This window comes from Flavobacterium psychrophilum, from assembly GCA_001708385.1.
GTDB classification, from domain to species: Bacteria; Bacteroidota; Bacteroidia; order Flavobacteriales; family Flavobacteriaceae; genus Flavobacterium; species Flavobacterium psychrophilum_A.
In genome coordinates this window covers 1,385,664-1,406,924 of record CP012388.1, presented here as the reverse complement: position 1 = coordinate 1,406,924, position 21,261 = coordinate 1,385,664, and the positions used below count along the sequence as shown (strand labels likewise).

The 21,261-nt window shown below is 46.0% G+C and carries 4 protein-coding genes; all 4 read left to right on the top strand.

Going from position 1 to position 21,261, the window contains the following annotated elements:
- The first annotated feature begins 11 nt into the window (after positions 1–11).
- The 4 genes from ALW18_06150 (at position 12) to ALW18_06135 (ending at position 21,195) form a co-directional block, all read left to right on the top strand.
- Positions 12–2,291: a hypothetical protein gene (locus ALW18_06150; protein ID AOE52137.1), complete on the top strand. Its 2,280-nt coding sequence runs from the start codon at positions 12–14 to the stop codon at positions 2,289–2,291.
- A gap of 59 nt (positions 2,292–2,350) precedes the next feature.
- Positions 2,351–18,247, top strand: a complete 15,897-nt coding sequence (locus ALW18_06145) for a hypothetical protein (GenBank protein ID AOE52136.1) — start codon at positions 2,351–2,353, stop codon at positions 18,245–18,247.
- 66 nt (positions 18,248–18,313) lie between these two features.
- On the top strand, positions 18,314–19,243 hold the full coding sequence (locus ALW18_06140) for a hypothetical protein (protein AOE52135.1): 930 nt from the start codon (positions 18,314–18,316) through the stop codon (positions 19,241–19,243).
- Between the two features lie 11 nt (positions 19,244–19,254).
- Complete coding sequence (locus ALW18_06135) at positions 19,255–21,195, top strand: flagellar motor protein MotB (GenBank protein AOE52134.1); 1,941 nt, start codon at positions 19,255–19,257, stop codon at positions 21,193–21,195.
- Positions 21,196–21,261 lie beyond the last annotated feature (66 nt).

Genomic DNA, 21,261 nt, shown 5'->3' with positions numbered 1-21,261 from the left:
ATGACGGGGTTATGACCACTTCCGCCCAGGTAAGGGCGAGTTCTGGTCTTGCAGCAGGACTTGGTGCCTATCAAGGCCACGTAGAACTGCAGTTCGCTACTACATTGCCGGCAAATACAACCAGCTATGTAAAAATTACAACACAGGATGAGCTATTGCCATCGTTACTCGGCGGAAGCCTTGGAAACCTCTTAGCCAATGTGCTGGGGGCAGTTCTTTTAGGAGCCCAGGAATTTACCGTTGAGGCAAAGAATGTCAATACACCGGTACTTACCGGGCAAAGCCAGAATGTGGCAGACTTTTCAACAGACAGGCTTAGGATTGTAATTAATGCATCGGGGGAGTATTTAATTGCAATAACACCAGCAGCCTCTTATAACCGTATAAGGATTACTAACCGTACAGGCGGTGCATTATTAGGATTAGGCACTACTAAAGTATTAAACGTTTTTGATGCTTATTATGTATCGGCTCCTGCCAATTGCGGACAGCCAGCTTTTACGAGTTTTACCTCTCCGGGTTTATCTCTGGATGTTCTGGGCCTTGGCGGTGCAGGGGTAGAGAATCCTCAGTTTGCTATTGATGCTAATACAACCAATCACTCTACATTAAGTTTGGGTGTTTTGGGGCTTATATCTACAATAGAGCAAACGGTTTATTTTGAAGGTTTATCCAATGCTACCGACCAGTTTGGCGTACGTATACGGCTTGCGTCAACATTACTCGATTTAAATGTAGCCAATAATATAAGCGTTTTAACTTTTAACGGAGGCACACAGGTTTCTAACCAAAGCCTGAATACGCTTTTAACACTTAATTTGTTAAACCTCCAGGGAGATGTTATTACAACAGTTCCTGTAAATCCGGGTGCACCTATAGACAGGATTGCCATCCGTTTTACGTCGTTAGTAGGTTTATCATTGGCTCAAAACCTGGACTTTTTTGGTGTAACAAGAACCGTAGCACCTCCAACAATAACACTACCTGCGGGAGGTAATTATTTTGCATGTGTTGGCGGTACAGCATCGTTGGTTGCAACAACATCGGCAGGAAATGAACTACATTGGTATACTACAGCAACAGGAGGTACAGCAACAACTGTTGCATCAGGAACTCCGTATGTAACTGCCCAATTAGCAGCTACAACTACATTTTACGTGGCAGCTGCAAAAATTGGTTGTCCCGAAGAATCATCAAGGGTTCCGGTTGTAGTTACAGTTACACCTGTGGCAACACCAACAACAAATAATACTACACAACAGTTTTGTGGCTTTGGTTCGCCAACGGTTGCAAACCTTCAGGTTAATGAGGCGGGAGTAACATTTTATTCTGCCGCTACCAACGGTACATTGTTGCCACCTACAACACCATTAACTAATAACACTATTTACTACGCTACGCTAACCAGTGCTACAACAGGTTGCCAAAGCACAACACGTCTTGCTATTACGGCAGTATTAAATGCTAATTGCGATGTAACGCTAAACCTTAAAGTTATGCTTCAGGGTGCATTATTTGGCAATTCGGGCGGACTAATGCGCGACGACCTTCGTGTAGCCGGGCTTATTCCGTTAAACCAGCCTTATAGTGCAACAGTAAGCCCAAGGTTTACGCATGTAGGCGGTGGCGGTACAGAGGTTACAACAGCAGCGGTACTTCAGGCGAATGCCGGTACGGGTAATGCAATTGTAGACTGGGTATTTGTAGAAGTTCGCGATGCGGCAAACCCGCAAACGGTAGTAAGAACAATATCTGCGCTTGTACAAAGAGATGGCGATGTTGTTGCTGCAAATGGCGGTGCACTTGTTGCTAACCTTCCCGGAACTTTTAGGGTATCTATAAAACACAGAAACCACTTTGGTGCTTTATACAACCAGGCGCTTACGGTAGCCAACCAGGCAGTAACGCTGGATTTTACAACCACAACAAGTGCTAATCTTTTTGCACTTACAGGTTATACAGGAGATCAGGCAATGGCAACAGTTGGTGCTGTAAGAGCACTTTACTGTGGTAATGCCAACTTTGATAACCAGGTAAAATACGATGGTTTGGCAAACGACAGGCAGGTAACTGCATCTCAGGTATTATCACATCCGGGTAATGCATCGCAGATTTTAAATTACGCAAATGCAAACCTGTATGCATCCGGAGATGTAAATATGGATGGCAGGGTACTGTATGACGGTGCCGGAAATGATAGGCAGATTATGCTGAATATTATTGTTACCTATCCGCTAAACACAAATGTACTGCCTAACTACAACGGAATGTTTGAGCAGCTGCCCCAATAAAATGCAGTTATAAGCTTCATTTTATATCAAACCATTTTTAAACCATATACAATTAGCGTATGAAAAGTTTTATACTTAAAATACTAGTATTGGCTGGGCTCTTTATGCCCACCCAGTACCTCTTTTCGCAGCAAATTGACCTTACCCTGAGATATTTACAAGGCACCAACGTGTACGAGGTATATGCCAGGCCCACTTTTACCCAAAACAATTTCTTTTTTGGGGGAGGTAGCCAGGTAACAGTTGTACTTCCGGCATCGGTAGCCAATTCAAATATTGCGGTGGTCTCGGTTAATGGCGGCCCGTGGGCAGACAACTCACAGATATATGCCCCTGCTGCAGATATAGCACACGATTTTCACGGTATAGCCACAAATGGTTCTACGGTTAATTTTACGGCAGGTACAGAAGTTGTACTTTTCCGTTTTACATTGGCCGAAGGCTGTGTGGCTTCCGCACGTATATTTAATAACACGTCCGATCCTCAATCGGGCGCAGCAGGTATGAACGGTGCCGACTTTAAGAATTATCTTAGTAACGTATACAGCCTACAGGATAATTACGGGACCAATTATGCCAACATAGGTACCAGCTGTCCTATTGTAGATAACGATGGCGATGGTGTTGGTGTACCCACAGACCCGGATGACAACAATCCCTGTGTACCCAACGCATCCTTCGCAACCTGCGACCAGGACAACGACGGACTAACAAACGCCCAGGAAGCTGCTTTAGGCACAAACCCTACAGTTGCCGATACTGATGGCGATGGCATAAACGATGGTACAGAGGTAACTAACGGTAGCAATCCGTTAAACCCATGTAGCCCTGATGCCAATACACCAATATGTGACCAGGATGGTGACGGACTAACCAATGCTCAGGAAATTGCAGCAGGTACCAACCCTACAGTGGCCGATACCGATGATGATGGCGTTAATGACGGAACAGAACTTGCCAATGGCAGCGATCCGTTAAACCCATGTTCTCCGAATGCGGGAGCAGGCCCATGTGACCAGGATAATGACGGACTTACAAATACCCAGGAAGCTGCAGCGGGAACAAACCCTACAATCGCAGATACCGATGGTGATGGCATTTTGGATGGTGCAGAGGTTACAGGCGGAAGTAATCCGTTAAGCCCATGTTCGCCAAACCTTAATTCGCCTTTGTGCGACCAGGATGGCGACGGACTAACCAATGCACAGGAAGCAACAGCAGGAACAAACCCTACGGTTGCCGATACTGACGGTGATGGAATCAATGACGGACTTGAAGTAACTAACGGAAGTGATCCGCTAAATGCGTGTTCGCCCGATGTAAATTCGCCTGTTTGCGATCAGGATAATGACGGTCTTACCAATGATGAGGAAGCAACGGCAGGGACAAATCCTACAGTTGCCGATACAGATGGTGACGGCGTAAACGACGGAACAGAAGTAGCTAACGGAAGTGATCCGTTAAATGCATGTTCGCCAAGCGCTACTTCACCAACGTGTGACCAGGATGGAGACGGACTTACCAATGCTCAGGAAGCCGCAGCAGGAACCAATCCTACAGTTGCCGATACCGATGGTGATGGCATTTTAGATGGTGCTGAGGTAACCGCAGGATCAGATCCTATAAACCCATGTTCACCAAACCCGGCAGCCGGTCCTTGTGATCAGGATGCAGATGGACTTACCAATACTCAGGAAGCGGCTATAGGCACTAACCCTACAGTTGCTGACACTGACGGTGATGGTATTGCTGATGGTGCTGAGGTAACAGCAGGTTCTAATCCATTAAATGCATGTTCGCCAAACGCTGCCTCATCTGCGTGCGACCAGGATGGTGATGGCCTTACAAACGATCAGGAAATTACAGCCGGAACAAATCCGCTGGTTGCCGACACCGATGGTGACGGTATTCTTGATGGTGCTGAGGTTACTGCCGGAAGCGATCCGTTAAACCCATGTTCGCCAAGCCCGGCGGCAGGCCCATGTGACCAGGATGGTGACGGGCTTACTAATACCCAGGAAGCATCTGTAGGAACTAACCCTACGGTTGGTGACACGGATGGCGATGGTGTAAACGATGGTGCGGAAGTAGCAGGAGGTTCAGATCCATTAAATCCATGTTCGCCTAATATCAATTCGGCTTCATGTGACCAGGACGGTGACGGACTTAATTATAATGAAGAAATTACAGCAGGTACAAATCCTGCAATAGCCGATACCGATGGCGATGGTATAAACGATGGTGATGAAGTAACAGCAGGATCTGATCCGCTAAGCGCATGTTCACCGGATGTTAATTCTCCATTATGTGACCAGGATGGAGACGGACTTACCAACGTTCAGGAAGCTACAATAGGCACAAACCCTACTGTTGGTGATACTGATGGTGATGGTGTAAGTGACGGTGCAGAGGTAACAGCAGGTTCAGATCCGTTGAACCCATGTTCGCCAAGTGTAGGCTCTTCACTATGTGACCAGGACGGTGATGGGTTAACCAATGCTCAGGAAACTGCAGCAGGTACCAACCCTACAGTTGCAGATACCGATGGTGATGGCATTTTAGATGGTGCAGAGGTAACAGCGGGCTCAGATCCGTTAAGCCCATGTTCACCGAATCCGCTTTCACCACTGTGTGACCAGGACGCAGACGGACTTACAAATGCTCAGGAAGCTACTATAGGTACAAACCCTATAGTTGCAGATACCGATGGTGATGGTGTAAACGACGGTGCTGAGGTAGTAAACGGAAGTGATCCGTTAAACCCATGTTCACCAAGTGCAGCTTCACCTTTATGTGATACAGATGGAGACGGGTTAACCAATGCACAGGAAATAACAGCCGGAACTAATCCGCTTGTTGCCGATACCGATGGTGACGGCATTTTGGATGGTGCAGAGGTAACAGCGGGCTCAGATCCGTTAAACCCATGTTCTCCAAATCTGTCAGCCGGTCCATGCGACCAGGATAGTGACGGACTTACAAATACTCAGGAAGCAGGAATCGGAACCAATCCGCTTGTAGCCGATACTGATGGTGATACTATAAATGATGGTGCAGAAGTAGCAGCAGGCAGTAACCCATTAGATCCTTGCAGCCCTGTTCCTTCAGCAGGCTGTCCTACAGATGATGATCACGATGGTGTGCCGGCAGTAACAGATCCGGACGATACGAATCCATGTATCCCTAATCCGTTAGCGGGTCTTTGTGATCAGGATAATGACGGACTTACAAATTTACAAGAAGCTTCAGCAGGTACAAATCCTATAATTGCCGATACCGATGGCGATACTATACCGGATGGTGTAGAGGTAACATCAGGCTCGGATCCGCTAAATGCTTGTTCGCCAAATCTTAACTCGCCGTTGTGCGACCAGGATAATGACGGGCTTACCAATCAGGATGAAGTTGCGAATGGAACAAACCCTACAGTAGCCGACACCGATGGTGATGGTATTCTTGATGGTGCAGAGGTACTGGCAGGTTCAGATCCGCTAAGCCCATGTTCTCCAAATCCGCTATCATCATTGTGTGATCAGGATGGTGACGGACTTACCAATGCTCAGGAAGCAGCTTTAGGTACCAATCCTACAATTGCTGACACCGATGGTGACACAATTAGTGATGGTGCAGAATTTGCAAGTGGCAGTAACCCTTTAAATCCATGTTCACCAAATGCAAATTCAGCTTTATGTGATCAGGATAATGACGGGCTTACTAACCAGGACGAGGCAGCAAACGGGACAAACCCTACAGTAGCCGATACTGATGGTGATGGTATTCTTGATGGTGCAGAGGTAGCGGCGGGTTCAGATCCGTTAAGCCCATGTTCACCAAATCCGCTTTCACCGCTGTGTGATCAGGATGGTGACGGACTTACAAACGCTCAGGAAGCAGCTCTGGGAACGAACCCTTTAGTTGCCGATACAGATGGTGATACTATTCCTGACGGTGCAGAGGTAATATCGGGCAGCAATCCGTTAAACGCATGTTCGCCAAATACAAATTCGGCTGCGTGTGATCAGGATAACGATGGTCTTACTAACGATCAGGAAACTGTAAATGGTACAAACCCTACCGTTGCAGATACCGATGGAGATGGTATTTTAGATGGTGCAGAGGTAACAGCAGGCTCAGATCCGCTAAGCCCATGTTCGCCAAACCTTCTTTCTCCTTTATGTGACCAGGATGGTGACGGACTTACAAATGCACAGGAAGCAATTTTAGGAACAAACCCTACCGTTGCTGATACTGACGGAGATGGAATTCCTGATGGCGCTGAAGTAACAGCGGGCAGTAATCCGCTTAGCGCATGTTCACCAAACGCTAACTTCCCAACCTGTGATCAGGATAATGATGGATTAAGTAACGCCGATGAAGCTGCTTTAGGGACAAACCCTAACGCTGCCGATACAGATGGCGACGGAATAAATGATGGCGCAGAGGTAACAGCAGGCAGCGATCCGCTAAGCGCATGTTCACCAAATGCAAACTTTGCAAGCTGCGACCAGGACGGTGACGGGTTAACCAACGCTCAGGAAATTGCCTTAGGTACTAACCCTACGGTTGCCGATACAGACGGAGATGGAATAAACGACGGTGCAGAGGTAACAGCAGGCAGTAACCCGCTAAGCCCATGTTCGCCGGATGCTAACTTCCCAACCTGTGATCAGGATGGCGACGGACTAAGCAATGCCGACGAAGCGATATTAGGCACAAACCCTACAATTGCAGATACCGATGGTGATGGTATTTTGGATGGCGCAGAGGTAACAGCAGGTTCAGATCCGCTAAACCCTTGTTCTCCAAACCTGCTTTCACCATTGTGTGATCAGGATAATGACGGACTTACAAATGCCGAGGAAGCAGCAGCAGGAACAAATCCTACAGTTGCCGATACCGATGGCGATAGCATAAATGATGGTGATGAGGTAGCCGGAGGTAGCGATCCTGTAAATCCATGTTCTCCAAATCCTAATTCGCCGGCATGCGACCAGGATGGCGACGGCCTTAGCTTTGCAGATGAGGTTGCACTGGGTACAGACCCTGCAAACCCGGATACAGATGGAGATGGTTTCCTTGATGGGGCAGAGGTAGCAGCTGGTTCAGATCCGCTAAGCGCATGTAGCCCTAACAGTAACTTCCCAACTTGCGATCAGGATGGTGACGGACTTACTAATCAACAGGAAATTGCCTTGGGTACAAACCCAATGAACGCCGATACAGACAGCGATGGTGTAAACGATGGCGATGAGGTTACTGCGGGTAGTAATCCGTTAAGTCCTTGTTCACCAAATGCAAACTTCCCAACCTGTGATCAGGATGGTGACGGCCTTACGAATCAGCAGGAAGCGACGCTGGGCACTAACCCAACACTTGCCGATACTGATGGAGATGGAATAAACGACGGGGTAGAGGTTACGAATGGCAGTAATCCGTTAAGCCCATGTAGCCCTAACTTAAACTTTGCCGGCTGTGACCAGGATGGCGACGGACTTACCAATGCCCAGGAAGCTACATTAGGTACTAACCCTACAGTAGCCGACACCGATGGCGACGGTATAGACGACGGAACAGAAGTGGCAAACGGTAGTAATCCGCTTGACGGATGTAGCCCTAACGGCACCTTGGCATTTTGCGACCAGGATGGTGACGGACTTACCAATGCTCAGGAAGCAGCCTTAGGTACTAACCCACTGGTAGCCGACACCGATGGTGATGGTATACTTGATGGTGATGAGGTTACCAATGCGAGCGATCCGTTAGATGCATGTTCTCCAAATCAGGGATCACCTACGTGTGACCAGGATAACGACGGACTTTCTAATTCGGAAGAAGCAACTATCGGAACCAATCCTACAGTTGCCGATACCGATGGTGATGGTATAAATGATGGTGATGAGGTAATAGCAGGCAGCAATCCGCTTAACCCATGCAGCCCTAATCCGGGTAACCCTAACTGTACTATAACGCCACAAATTGAGTACACACTTAAATTTGACCCTGCTACATGTACGTATGCAGTATATGCACGACCTAATTTTAGTGCTTCAAACTTCTTTATAGCGGGTGGTACACAGGCAGGCATATTGCTTCCGTCAACTATAGCAGATGTTGCACTACCAATTATAACGGTTAATGGCGGTGTATGGACAGATGCTTCGAGAGTATTTGCTCCGGCAGCGGCACCTGCTAACGATTTCCATGCTGTAACCTCAAACGGTTCTATGGTAAACTTCCAGGCAGGTCAGGAGTTATTGTTATTTACATTCACATTGCCGGGCGGGCAGTGCTGTGTGGAAGGTGTAAGGTTATTTAATAACGACAGCGATCCTCAGTCTACAGATCCCGGAATGGCTAACGGTGACTTTAATAACTATATTGCCGATGTATTTGTACTTGATAACTATTATGAAGGAAACTACAACAACGTTGGTACAATTTGCGACGATTGTTTAATAAATCCTGTAGCTACGCCTACAACATTAGAGCCTACACAGGTATTTTGTGTTGCAGATGCACCTACAATAGCAGACCTTGAAGTAGTAGAAACAGATATAAGATGGTATGCAGCTGCTACAGGCGGTACAGCATTGCCAGCAACTACACTTTTGGTTAACGGCACAACATATTATGCAGCACAGTTTAGAACCGCTGACAATTGCGAAAGCCCGGTAAGGCTGGCGATTGCAGTGCAGCTTAACGATGCGCCAACGCCTACAACCATTACTAATCCGCAGGCATTTTGTAGTGCTAATTACCCAACGGTTGCCAGCATCCAGGTAAACGAAACGGGTGTAGTATTCTATGATGCAGCAACAGGAGGAAACATTGTTCCTGCTACTGCGGCTTTAGTTTCCGGAACTTACTACGCTTCGGTAACAGCTGCAAACGGCTGTTCGAGCTCAGTAAGACTGGCAGTAACAGTAACAGTTGGCGATGCGCCAACACCTACAACTGCAGACACCACCCAGGATTTCTGTCTTGCCAATAACCCTACCGTTGCCAGCATCCAGGTAAACGAGCCGGGTGTTATATGGTACACAGCGTCAACGGGTGGTACTGTAGTTCCTAACACAGATTCGCTAATTGACGGAAACACATACTACGGTGCTTTAGTGGTAGACGGTTGCGAAAGCGCAGTACGCCTTGCAGTAACAGTAACTGTAGATGATGTGCCAACGCCAACAACACTGGACAACACACAAAACTTATGTGTTACAGATTCTACAACTATTGCAGACATTCAGGTAAATGAGCCGGATGTTACATGGTACAGTGCTCCTGTAGGTGGTACAGTATTGCTTCCTGGTACGCCTTTAGTATCAGGCACTACATATTACGGAGTGCTAACCGATGCGGTAACAGGTTGTATCAGTTCGGTAAGGCTTGCGGTAACTATTACAATTACCGATGCCCCAACACCAACTACAAACGATGCCACTCAGGACTTCTGTCTGGTAAACAACCCTACAGTTGCAAGCATCCAGGTGAATGAAACAGGAGTTATTTGGTATACAACTGCAACTGGCGGTACAGTAGTACCTAATACTACAGCTCTTGTAGATGGTACAACATACTACGGCGCACTTACTAACGATGCAACAGGCTGTACAAGCTCGGTACGCTTAGCGGTTACAGTAACCGTTGGCGATGCTCCGACACCTACAACGCTTGATGCTACTCAGGACTTCTGTCTTGTTAACAATCCAACAGTAGCTAACATTCAGGTAAATGAAACCGGAGTAGTTTGGTATACAGCAGCAACAGGCGGAACTGTAGTTCCTAATACTACAGCCCTTGTAAGTGGAACAACATATTACGCTTCATTAACAGATGCAGGTACAGGTTGTATCAGCGCAGTTCGCCTTGCAGTAACAGTCACTGTAGGCAATGCCCCAACACCGACTACAAATACTACATCGCAAGACTTCTGTCAGTCAGAAAGTCCAACCGTTGCAGATATCCAGGTAAATGAGCCGGGAGTAGTTTGGTACACATCAGCTACAGGCGGAACTATAGTGCCAGACACTACCGCACTTGTAAGCGGTACGTATTATGCATCATTAACAGATGCAGTATCAGGCTGTATAAGTGCAGTACGCTTAGCTGTTACAGTGACAGTAGGTAATGCGCCAACGCCAACTACAGCAGATACAACTCAGGATTTCTGTTTTGTAAATGCGCCAACAGTTGGTAATATTCAGGTAAACCAAACAGGAGTGGTATGGTATACCGCTGCCACAGGCGGAACTATTGTAGCTAACACTACACCGCTTGTAAGTGGAACTACCTATTACGGATCGTTAACCGATGCAGCATCAGGTTGTATAAGTGCAGTTCGCCTTGCGGTAACTGTAACTGTTGGAGATGCTCCAACACCTACAACACTTGATACTACGCAGGATTTCTGTACGGTAACAAACCCTACGGTAGGAAATATTCAGGTAAACGAAACAGGGGTTATATGGTATACTGCTGCCACAGGCGGAACAGTAGTTGCTAATACAGCAGCACTTGTAAACGGAACGACATACTATGGTTCGTTAACCGATGCAGGCACAGGATGTATTAGTGCAGTTCGCCTTGCGGTAACAGTAACAGTTGGTAATGCGCCAACACCTACAACTTTAGATAGTACTCAGGACTTCTGTTTAACAAACAACCCGACAGTAGGTAATATACAGGTAAATGAAACAGGCGTGGTATGGTATACCGCAGCAGTAGGCGGAACAATTGTTCCGAATACTACGGCACTAGTTTCAGGAACTACTTACTACGGATCGTTAACCGATGCAGGTACAGGTTGTATAAGTGCAGTAAGGCTAGCAGTAACTGTAACAGTTTCTGACGCGCCAACGCCTACAACTAATGATACTACTCAGGATTTCTGTGTAATAAACAATCCTACAGTAGCCAACCTTCAGGTTAACCAGTCAGGTGTAATTTGGTTTACAACTGCTACAGGCGGAGCTGCTTTACCTGCTACAACAGCATTGGTAGACGGAGCAACATATTACGGAGCTCTTGTTAACGCAATATCAGGCTGTACAAGCTCTGTACGTTTAGCAGTAACGGTAACAGTAACCGATGCACCAACGCCAACTACATTAGATACTACTCAGGACTTCTGTTTAGCAAACAACCCAACAGTAGCAAGTATCCAGGTAAATGAGGCAGGTGTGGTTTGGTACACAGCAGCTACGGGCGGAACTATAGTGCCAAATACTACAGCACTTGTAAGCGGTACGTATTATGCATCATTAACAGATGCAGGTACAGGTTGTATCAGTTCAGTACGTCTTGCGGTAACAGTGACCGTGGGTAATGCGCCAACACCAACTACATTAGATAGTACTCAGGACTTCTGTCTGGTAAATAATCCAACAGTAGCTAACATACAGGTAAACGAGGCTGGGGTAGTTTGGTACACCGCCGCAACAGGTGGTACAATAGTACCGAATACAACAGCGCTTGTAAGCGGAACAACATATTACGCTTCATTAGCAGATGGGCCAACAGGCTGTATCAGTGCAGTACGCCTTGCGGTTACGGTAACCGTGGGTGATGCACCGACACCAACTACAAACGATACTACTCAGGACTTCTGTCTGGTAAATAATCCAACAGTTGCAAATATCCAGGTGAATGAAACCGGAGTAGTTTGGTATACAGCTGCAACGGGCGGAACTATAGTCGCTACCACTACAGCCCTTGTGAGTGGAACAACCTATTATGCTTCGCTAACCGATGCAACAACAGGCTGTACGAGTGCAGTACGCTTAGCAGTTACAGTAACTGTAGGCGATGCGCCAACACCTACAACGCTTGATACTACTCAGGACTTCTGTCTGGTAAACAACCCAACAGTTGCAAATATCCAGGTGAACGAGGCAGGTGTAGTTTGGTACACAGCAGCAACGGGCGGAACTATAGTGCCAAATACTACAGCACTTGTAAGCGGTACGTATTATGCATCATTAACAGATGCAGGTACAGGTTGTATCAGTTCAGTACGTCTTGCGGTAACAGTGACCGTGGGTAATGCACCAACGCCAACAACAGGAGACACTACTCAGGATTTCTGTTTAGCAAATAATCCTACGGTAGCTAACATACAGGTAAACGAAACAGGTGTTGTTTGGTACACGGCTGCAACAGGTGGTACAGTAGTGCCTGACACTACGCCACTGGCATCCGGTACTACATACTATGCATCGTTAACCGACGGAATAACAGGCTGTACAAGTGCAGTACGCCTAGCGGTTACAGTAACCGTGGGTGATGCACCGACACCAACTACAAACGACACTACTCAGGACTTCTGTCTGGTAAACAACCCAACAGTTGCAAGTATCCAGGTAAATGAAACCGGAGTGGTTTGGTATACAGCAGCAACGGGTGGAACTATAGTCGCTACTACTACAGCCCTTGTGAGTGGAACAACCTACTATGCTTCGCTAACAGATGCAACAACAGGTTGTACGAGTGCAGTACGCTTAGCAGTTACAGTAACTGTAGGCGATGCACCAACGCCTACGACGCTTGATACTACTCAGGATTTCTGTTTGGTAAACAACCCAACAGTTGCAAATATCCAGGTGAACGAGGCAGGTGTAGTTTGGTACACAGCTGCAACAGGCAGTACAGTAGTATCTAATACTACAGCGCTCGTAAGCGGTACGTATTATGCATCATTAACAGATGCAGGTACAGGTTGTATTAGTTCAGTTCGTCTGGCTGTAACAGTAACTGTGGGCAACGCGCCAACACCGAGTACAAATGATACCACTCAGGATTTCTGTTTAACAAACAATCCTACGGTAGCTAACATACAGGTAAATGAAACAGGCGTAGTTTGGTATACAGCTGCAATGGGCGGTATAATAGTGCCAAATACAACAGCGCTTGTAAGCGGAACAACATATTACGCTTCATTAGCAGATGGACCAACAGGTTGTATCAGTGCAGTACGCTTAGCGGTAACCGTAACCGTAGGCGATGCTCCGACACCTACAACGCTTGATACTACTCAGGACTTCTGTCTGGTAAATAACCCGACAGTAGCTAACATTCAGGTAAACGAAGCTGGTGTTGTTTGGTACACTGCTGCAACAGGCGGAACTATAGTAGCCAATACTACAGCCCTTGTAAACGGGACTACCTATTATGCATCATTAACAGATGCGGCGACAGGCTGTACAAGTGCAGTACGTTTAGCGGTTACAGTGACCGTGGGCAACGCACCAACGCCAACTACAAACAATGCTTCACAAGACTTCTGTCAGTCAGAAAGTCCAACCGTTGCAAATATCCAGGTGAACGAGGCAGGTGTGGTTTGGTACACAGCAGCTATGGGCGGAACTATAGTGCCTAACACTACAGCCCTTGTAAGCGGAACAACGTATTATGCATCGCTAACCGATGCAGGTACAGGTTGTATCAGTTCAGTAAGGCTTGCTGTAACAGTAACCGTAGGTAACGCACCAACACCTACTACGAACGACACTACTCAGGATTTCTGTTTGGTAAACAACCCGACAGTAGCTAACATACAGGTAAACGAGGCTGGGGTAGTTTGGTACACCGCCGCAACAGGTGGTACAATAGTACCGAATACAACAGCGCTTGTAAGCGGAACAACATATTACGCATCATTAACAGATGTTGCAACAGGCTGTACAAGTTCGGTACGCTTAGCGGTTACAGTAACCGTTGGCGATGCTCCAACACCTACAACGCTTGATGCTACACAGGACTTCTGTCTTATTAACAATCCAACAGTAGCTAACATTCAGGTAAATGAAACCGGAGTAGTTTGGTACACAGCTGCAACAGGTGGCACAGTAGTAGCCAATACTACAGCTCTTGTAAGCGGTACAACATATTACGCTTCATTAACAGATGCAGCAACAGGTTGTACAAGTGCAGTACGTTTAGCGGTTACAGTGACCGTGGGCAACGCACCAACGCCAACTACAAACAATGCTTCACAAAACTTCTGTCAGTCAGAAAGTCCAACCGTTGCAAATATCCAGGTGAACGAGGCTGGAGTGGTTTGGTACACAGCAGCTACAGGCGGAACGATAGTGCCTAACACTACAGCCCTTGTAAGCGGTACGTATTATGCATCATTAACAGATGCAGGTACAGGCTGTATAAGCGCAGTGCGACTTGCGGTAGCAGTAACGGTAGGCAATGCGCCAACGCCAACTACTGCAGATACAACTCAGGATTTCTGTTTTGTAAATGCGCCAACAGTAGGCAGCATTCAGGTAAACCAAACCGGAGTGGTATGGTATACTGCTGCAACAGGCGGAACACTTGTAGCTAATACTACGCCGCTTGTATCTGGTACAACATATTACGGTTCATTGGTTGATCCTGCTACAGGATGTGGAAGCGCAGTACGCTTAGCTGTTACAGTAACAGTGGGCAATGCGCCAACACCTACAACTTTAGATACTACTCAGGACTTCTGTTCGGTAACAAACCCTACAGTAGGCAACATACAGGTAAACGAGGCAGGAGTGGTTTGGTATACAGCAGCAACAGGCGGAACAGTAGTTGCTAATACAGCAGCACTTGTAAACGGAACAACCTATTACGGTTCGTTAACCGATGCAGGTACAGGATGTATCAGTGCAGTTCGCCTTGCGGTAACAGTAACTGTTGGTAATGCACCAACACCTACAACGACTGACACTACTCAAGACTTCTGTGTGGCTAACAGTCCTACAGTCGCTAATATACAAGTGAACGAAACGGGTGTGGTGTGGTATACCGCAGCAGTAGGCGGAACAATTGTTTCGAATACTACAGCACTGGTTTCAGGAACTACCTATTACGGATCGTTAGCCGATGCAGGTACAGGTTGTATCAGCGCAGTAAGGCTAGCAGTGACTGTAACAGTTTCTGATGCGCCAACTCCTACAACCAACGATAGTACTCAGGACTTCTGTGTAGCTAACAGCCCAACGGTTGCAAGCATACAGGTGAACCAGACAGGTGTACTATGGTTTACAACTGCTACAGGCGGAACTGCTTTACCTGCTACAACGGCACTGGTAAACGGAACCACTTATTACGGAGCTCTTGTTAACGCGACATCTGGTTGTACAAGTTCGGTAAGACTGGCAGTAACGGTTACAGTAACCGATGCACCAACGCCAACTACCACAGATACTACTCAGGATTTCTGTTTAACAAGCAATCCTACGGTAGCAAACATACAGGTAAATGAGGCAGGTGTGGTTTGGTACACAGCTGCAACAGGAGGTACGGTAGTTGCTAACACTACGGCACTGGTTTCAGGAACTACTTACTACGCATCGTTAACTAACGCTACAACAGGCTGTACAAGTGCTGTAAGGCTTGCGGTAACGGTAACAGTAGGTAATGCGCCAACGCCAACTACTTTAGATACTACTCAGGATTTCTGTTCGGTAACAAATCCAACAGTAGCTAACATACAGGTAAACGAAACAGGTGTGGTTTGGTACACAGCAGCTACAGGTGGTACAGTAGTACCTAATACTACAGTGCTTGTAAGCGGTGCAACATACTACGCTTCGTTAACCGATGCAGCAACAGGCTGTACAAGTGCAGTACGCTTAGCAGTGACAATTACGGTAAACAGTGCTCCAACGCCTACTACTAACAATGCTACTCAGGCTTTCTGTACTATAGATGCACCAACAGTGGCTAACCTACAGGCAAATGAGCCGGGTGTGGTTTGGTATACTGCGGCTACGGGCGGAACAATAGTTCCTGCAACTGCACCGCTTGTAAACGGAACAACCTACTACGGAAGCATAACAGTAGGAAACTGTGTAAGTGCAGTAAGGCTTGCGGTAACCGTTACGGTTAGCCCGGGTGTTACGCCAACAACGGCAGATACTACACAAACATTCTGTGTGGTTACATCGCCAACAGTGGCTAACATTCAGGTAGACCAGCCTGGTGTGGTATTCTACACAACAGCTACAGGTGGTACGGCTCTGGCAGCTAACACACCGCTTGTAAATGGTACAACTTACTATGCATCATACACAGATCCTGCAACAGGCTGTGCAAGCAGTGTAAGGCTGGCAATACAGGTTACTGTAGATAACGGCACAGCGCCAACTACAAATAACACAATACAAACGTTCTGTGCATCAGATAATCCAACTGTTGCAGATATCCAGGTTAACGGACAGGGAATAGTTTGGTACACAGCTCCGGTAGGAGGTACAGTTGTAGATCCTGCAACACCTCTTTCTAACGAAATTATATACTACGCAGCAAGTACAAACGCAGGCGGATGTGTAAGTTCAGTGAGACTGGCAATAACGGTAATTATCCAGAACGGAGCTACGCCAACTACAAACGATACGACTCAGACATTCTGTACTATAGACAACCCTACGGTTGCTAACATTCAGGTAAATGAGCCGGGCGTTGTTTGGTATGCAACTTCTGCGGGAGGAACGCCAATTGCGGCAACAACTCCATTGGTATCGGGTGCAACCTATTATGGTTCTATTGTATCGCCGGCAGGCTGCGAAAGCATTGTTCGCCTTGCGGTAACAATAACTATAAGCAATGGTACTACACCAACAACGAACGATACAACTCAGGAATTCTGTGGGGCAGATAGTCCAACAGTGGCAAGCCTTCAGGTAAACCAAACCGGAGTTGTGTTCTATACCGATGCAACAGGAGGTACAGCGTTGGCTGGTACAACACCACTTACTAATGCTACAGTATACTATGCATCGTACACAGATCCTGCAACAGGATGCCAAAGCGCAGTACGCCTTGCAATAACTGTAACTATAAATAACGGTGTTACGCCAACTACGGCAGATACAACTCAGGAGTTCTGTGCAGGAGACAATCCTACATTGGCAGACATCCAGATAAATGAGCCGGGAGTAGTTTGGTACACAACCGCAACAGGTGGTATTCCTCTAAACGCTAACGCTCCGCTTACTAACAATGCTACGTATTATGCATCTATAACAGTAAACGGATGTGCAAGTGCAACAAGGCTTGCTGTAACAGTAATTATAAACCAAGGCGGCACTGCAACCATAACAGGTGGCGGACCAACAGCATGCTTTGGCGAAGAAGTTACCTATACAACTCAGGCTGGTAACACGGCATATGTATGGGATGTTGTTGGCGGCGATATTATAGCCGGTGGAACAACTGCAGACAATACTGTAACCGTAAGGTGGACAGAAGTTGGACAGGCCTTTGTAAGTGTTTCTTATACAGATGCTAACGGATGTTCGGGAGTTGCTTCGGCAGACCTTGATATTGAGGTTACTAGCTGTTCAGATCTAAGCATTACAAAAACTGTTAACATAGTTGCACCAAATATTAACGAAAATGTTATTTTTACCATCACAGTAAGTAATGACGGACAAAGTGCCTTTACCGATGTGATTGTAAGTGAGCCACTTCCTAGCGGTTATGAGTTTGTAAATGCTATTGTGAGCCACGGTTCTTATGACGTTGTAACGGGTGTTTGGAGTATACCGGAACTTCCTGCAGGAATAGATGCTACTTTAGATATTGAGACGAAAGTGTTATTTGGCGGAGACTACGAAAATGTGGTTACCATCTTAAACTCATCGCCACAGGATTCTAACTTAAGCAACAACACGGCAAGAGTAGCAGTTATACCTTCGTGTTTAACAGTATTCAACGAGTTCTCGCCTAACGGAGATGGTATAAACGACACCTTTAGAGTAGACTGTATAGAATCGTACCCTAATAATAAGCTGGAAGTATTTAACAGATACGGATCGCCGGTGTACAGGAAATCAGGCTATATGAATGATTTTGACGGAACCGCTAATGTAGACGGAGTAGTAAGAAGAAGCGAGCAGCTGCCTGCAGGAACTTACTTCTATGTGCTTGAAATTGATGGCGAAGCAAAAACAGGATGGTTATATATTATGAGATAAACGGGAATATAATAAAGCGGCAGTATGCCTGCCGCTTTAAAATTTCTCAACATAAAAATTTTTAGTATGAAAATCACTTCAAAAATTATAAATAGATATTTCCTGATATGTGTCATCCTTACAGCTATAAGCGCTAAGGCACAGCAGGATCCGCAATATACACAGTACATGTACAATACACTTACTGTGAACCCCGGCTACACCGGATCTCCCGGTTACCTCGAGGCAACATTGCAGCACCGCTCCCAGTGGGTGGGCATAGATGGCGCACCAACTACACAGGCATTAACGGTGCACGCACCGGTTAACGAGCAGATAGGGTTGGGGCTAAGCGCAGTAAATGACAGGATAGGCCCGGCTGAAGAAGTACACGTAAACGGTAACTTCTCGTACACCATCCCGGTAAGCTTTAATTCTAAAATTGCTTTCGGCCTTAAAGCCGGGGCAAGGGTACTTAATATAGACTGGTCTAAAGGAACCTACTACCAGGGTAACGACCCATTGTTTAATACCAATGTAAACAACCAGGTTATGGCATCTATAGGCGCAGGTATATATTATTACACAGACAGATGGTATGCAGGGGTATCGGTACCTAACTTTATCAGGTCTGATTATTATGATGATATTCAGGAAGCAGCGGTTTCAGACAGGTTGCATTACTATGTTATAGGAGGTTATGTTTTTGACCTTTCGGAGAATCTTAAGTTTAAACCGGCTTTTATGGCTAAAATAGTTTCGGGAGCACCAATTACGGCAGATATTTCGGCTAACTTTCTAATTTCAGAAAGGGTAACTTTGGGAGCAGCCTATCGTTTTGATGATTCGGTAAGCGGACTATTGGGTTTCCAGGTAAGCAGGAACTTCTTCGTGGGGTATTCTTACGACTATTCTGTAACGGAGCTTAATAAGTATAACGACGGATCGCACGAAATTGTATTGCGATTCCAGTTAATGCCTAAATCAACCCGAATCAAATCGCCAAGGTTTTTCTAAAAACGAACATCATGAAGAGAAAGATATATTTATTCAGCCTGCTACTATGTGTTACAGCCGGTTTTGGACAAGCGAGGCTGAAAAAAGCCGACAGGCTGTTTGCTGAATTTGCCTATGTAGATGCAGCAAAAGAGTATGAGAAATACCTGAAGGATGCTAAAGATCCGGGTATTGAAACATTTAAACATGCGGGCGATGCCTATTATTACACTGGTAATACGGGCAGTGCATTGCGATGGTATAGTAAGCTTGATGAGGTTACCGCCAGCGGAATGGACGACCAGTACTTTAACAGGTACATACAGTCGTTGCGTGCAGAAGGCAACTATACTAAGGCTGACGAGCTGCTTAAAAAACGTTTGGAAGCCAAAGGTGACCAGGCGGCTATTGATAGGCTAATCCTTCAGAAAAAGTACCTTGACAGCCTTGTACAGGCTCCCGAAAATTATACAGTTACCAACTTGGCGGTTAACACCGACAAGTCTGACTTTGGTACGGCATTTTTTGGAGAAAAGATAGTGTACTCGTCAAGTAAAGATACTACCAAGGTGGGCGGTAAGACCTATTTATGGAATGACCAGCCTTTTCTTGACCTTTTTGTAGCCGACAGGAATGCCGCAGACGGATCGCTTTTTAACGATGTAAAATTTATACCGGGTCATCAGTCCAGTTACCATAATGCTACACTTACTTTTTCGCCCGATCTAAAAACAGTATACTACAGCTCTAATGTAGTGACTGATAGCGACAGGCTTAAAAACAGTAAGGCAGGTACCAATAATATTGAAATTATTAAAGGTACACTGGATGGAAACAAGCTAACCAGCGAAGAGAAGCTCCCGTTTAACAGTAAAGATTATTCTGTGGGTAACCCTGCATTATCTACCGACGGAAAGTGGCTGTACTTTGCATCTGATATGCCGGGAGGCTTTGGCGAAACCGACCTTTATGTTGCCGAAGTTTTTAGCGATGGCAAAGTAGGAACTCCGCAAAACCTGGGTTCTAAAATTAATACATCGGGTAGGGAGATGTTCCCTTTTGTAAATGATTCTATACTGTATTTCTCGTCAGACGGGCATTACGGCCTTGGAGGTCTTGATGTTTTTGAAACAAGAAGGGTAAAGGATTTTGATTTCTCTGAACCTAAAAACCTGGGTAAACCGGTAAACAGCAGCCGCGACGACTTTTCGTTTATTGTAAATAAAGACAATACGTACGGTTACTTTTCATCGTGCAGGCCGGGTGGAAAAGGCGATGATGATATTTACTATTTTACAAGGCAGGAGCCTGCATGCAGCCAGTGGGTATCGGGTAAAATTACCAACCTTAAATACAAGATTGCCATTAACCTGGCAGATGTTAAGGTGTACGACCAGTATGGCGATGTAATTGCATCTACAAAAACCAAAGAAGATGGTACCTATAAGGTAGAAGTGCCCTGTGGCAGCAAGATAAAAGTTGAGGCTTCTAAGCCTGAACATACCAAGGCCGATAAAGAACTTGAAACGAACAGGAAGCCAAATATTGAAACTAAGAATATTGACTTTGAACTTTCTAACTACGAAGATCTTATTAAGAAAGAAGATAACGTGGAGAAAGTAGACATCCAGCCTATATTTTTTGATTTCAATAAGTCTGATATTACAGACCAGGCAGCTGTAGAGTTGGATAAGGTAGTTTATGTAATGAAAAACTTCCCTGCTATTGTTATAAAGATCGAATCGCATACCGACTCACGCGGTAAAGACGAATATAACCTTAAATTATCTAACGAAAGGGCGAAATCTACGTACGACTATATTGTTGCGCGCGGAATAGCACCTACACGTATAGAGAGTGTGAAAGGATATGGTGAAACAAGATTGCGCAACAAGTGTAAAAACGGTGTGCAGTGTACTGACGAAGAGCATTTCCAGAACAGGCGTTCTGACTTTATTATCGTAAAAAAATAAAGGCTTTTTTGATTACCAGTTTTTTTTACCGGGGAAGCGTTCTGAAGGGGAACGCTTCCCCATTTT